Below are 2,537 nucleotides of genomic sequence, written 5' to 3' on the forward strand. Positions count from 1 at the left end.
CCACCGCCGTGAACGACTCGACTCGCATTGACTGGGCACGACTGGTAAACGGCGAGTTCACGCCGGACTACGTGAACAGCTTGCCACCTTCGGGCAACAGCACGTACCGGACGCACTACTACACCGGGAATGTCAGCATCCCGTCGGGCTCGCGCCGGGGCTTTCTGGTTGCCCGCGGCAACGTCACGCTGCTGAGCGGCGCGCACTGGGACGGGATCATCCTGGCCGGCGGCCGGCTGGACGCAAACGGAAACTATAACTTCACCGTCCACGGCATGATCATTACGGGCCTGAACCTGACGCTTGGCGAAATGGTCAGCGCCAACCAGGTGCGCCGCGGGGGCGGCAGGACCCTGCGATGGGACTACTGCTACGCCACGTCTTCGATCAACTCACTGGGGTTCCTGATTCCCATCCGCGGCAGCACGACGGATTCGTGGGCGACATACTGAGGGCAGGGGCCTGGCCCGTTCGCACCGCGCCTTCCGACCTCATGACCGCTTCGCCCTCCGCCCTCTGCCCTGCCGCCCACCCCTGCCATGCCGCTCGACCCCAGTTAGCTTTGTCGCCATGACACAGCCTCTCACCATCCTCTCTGAAGAAGAGTCCATGTTCCAGCGTGCCGTGCGCGACTTCGCTGAGGAGCGCGTCCGGCCGCTGGTTCACCAGATGGACCGCGACGCGCAGCTGGATCCGTCGCTCATCCCCGCCGTCTTCGAGCTAGGCCTGATGGGCATCGAGATCCCCGAGCAGTACGGCGGTGCCGGCGGTTCGTTCACCATGGCCGCGCTTGCGGTGGAGGCGTTGTCGCAGGTGGATGCCTCGACCGCGATCCTGGTTGACGTGCAGAACACGCTGGTGAACAACTGCCTGCTGCGCTGGGCCAGCGACGAGCAGAAACAGCGCTACCTGCCGAAGCTGGCCGGCGAATGGGTGGGCGCCTACGCGCTCAGCGAGGCCGGCTCCGGTTCCGACGCGTTCGGGCTGGCGACCCGGGCGACCAGGAACGGAAGCTGCTGGAGGCTTGAAGGCCGCAAGCTGTGGATCACCAACGGCGCCGAAGCCGAGCTGTACGTGATCTTCGCCACCGTGGATCCGGCAAAGGGCTATAAGGGCATAACGGCGTTCATCGTGGAGCGCTCCTTCAAGGGCTTCAGTGTCGGCAAGAAGGAGGACAAGCTCGGCATCCGCGCCTCCTCGACTACGGAACTGATCCTCGACGCCGTCGAGGTGCCTGAGGAAAACGTGCTGGGCGAGGTGGGCCAGGGCTACAAGGTCTCGATCGAGACGCTGAACGAGGGCCGCATCGGGATCGGCGCCCAGATGATCGGCGTGTGTCAGGGCGCGCTGGATGCGGCCACGAAGTACGTGAAGGAGCGCAGGCAGTTCGGCAAGCCGCTGGCCGAGTTCCAGGCCGTCCAGTTTCAGTTGGCCCAGGCCGCCACCGAGCTGGAGGCGGCGCGGCTCATGGTCTACAATGCCGCGCGCCTCAAGGACGCGGGCCAGCCGTTCACCGCGCAGGCCGCGATGGCCAAACTGTTCAGCAGCCAGGTTGCCGAGCGGGTCACGTCGGTATGCCTCGAGTTATTCGGCGGCTACGGCTATACCAAAGAATACCCGGTGGAGAAATACTACCGCGACGCGAAGATCGGCACGATTTACGAGGGGACCAGCAACATGCAGCTTCAGACCATCGCGAAGCTGCTCCTCAAATAGCGATTCGCCTCACGTCTCGACGGCGGCCTGGAGCCGCGGCGGGCCCGCCGCGAGGATGTCGGCGCAGGCGCTTCCGGGCCGCGGTGGGCTGATCAGGAACCCCTGCACGAAATCGCAGCCCTGCTCGCGCAGCAGCCGCAGCTGCTCGGCCGTCTCGACCCCCTCGGCCACGACCGCCATTCCCAGAGTGTGCGCCAGCGTGATGACAGCCGTGCACACGGCGGCGGCGTCCTTCTGCCCGATGTCCCGCACGAAGGTGCGGTCCAACTTCAGCGTGTCGATCGGGAAGGTTCTCAGATAGGCAAGCGAGCTATATCCGGTGCCAAAGTCGTCGATCGCAACGTGGATACCGAGGTGCTTGAGTTCGCGGAATACCTCGCGCGCCCGGGCCGTCTGCTCCATGGCCACCGACTCGGTTATCTCCAGTTCCAGCTCAGAGGGCGGCAGCCCTGACTCGGCGATGGCCGTGCCGATGCGCGCGGCCAGCTCCGGGTGATAGAAGGCGCGTGCCGAGCAGTTGACCGAGAGTCGCACCGGCCCCAGTCCCGCGCCGCACCACTGCATCACCTGCGCCGCAGCCTCGCGCAGCACCCACAGGTCCAGGGCATCCACGATCCCCACGTGCTCGGCGACCGGGATGAAGTCCGAGGGCATGACCAGGCCGCGTCTGGGATGGTGCCAGCGCACCAGGGCCTCGACCCGGGGCAGCGTACCCCGCGCCAAGTCGGCGATCGGCTGGTAGTGCACCTCCAGCTGCTCCAGCTCCAGCGAGCGCCTGACGCTGCGCTCGAGGGCCAGGTGCTCCTGCGTGTGGCGGTCGG

3 protein-coding genes are annotated in these 2,537 nt (G+C 66.3%); 2 read left to right on the forward strand and 1 reads right to left on the reverse strand.

Annotated features, from left to right (window positions below):
* Positions 1-452: hypothetical protein (locus tag VNJ47_07430; GenBank protein HXG28662.1), on the forward strand; the 452-nt coding region annotated here is incomplete at its 5' end.
* Positions 453-570: 118 nt separating this feature from the next.
* Positions 571-1,716, forward strand: coding sequence for an acyl-CoA dehydrogenase (locus VNJ47_07435; GenBank protein ID HXG28663.1), 1,146 nt, complete (start codon positions 571-573; stop codon positions 1,714-1,716).
* A gap of 9 nt (positions 1,717-1,725) precedes the next feature.
* On the opposite strand, the gene VNJ47_07440 is transcribed toward VNJ47_07435, so the two are convergent.
* The coding region (locus VNJ47_07440) for an EAL domain-containing protein (protein ID HXG28664.1) at positions 1,726-2,537 on the reverse strand (812 nt) is incomplete at its 5' end.

It is taken from the genome of Nevskiales bacterium (assembly GCA_035574475.1).
Lineage (GTDB): Bacteria > Pseudomonadota > Gammaproteobacteria > Nevskiales > DATLYR01 > DATLYR01.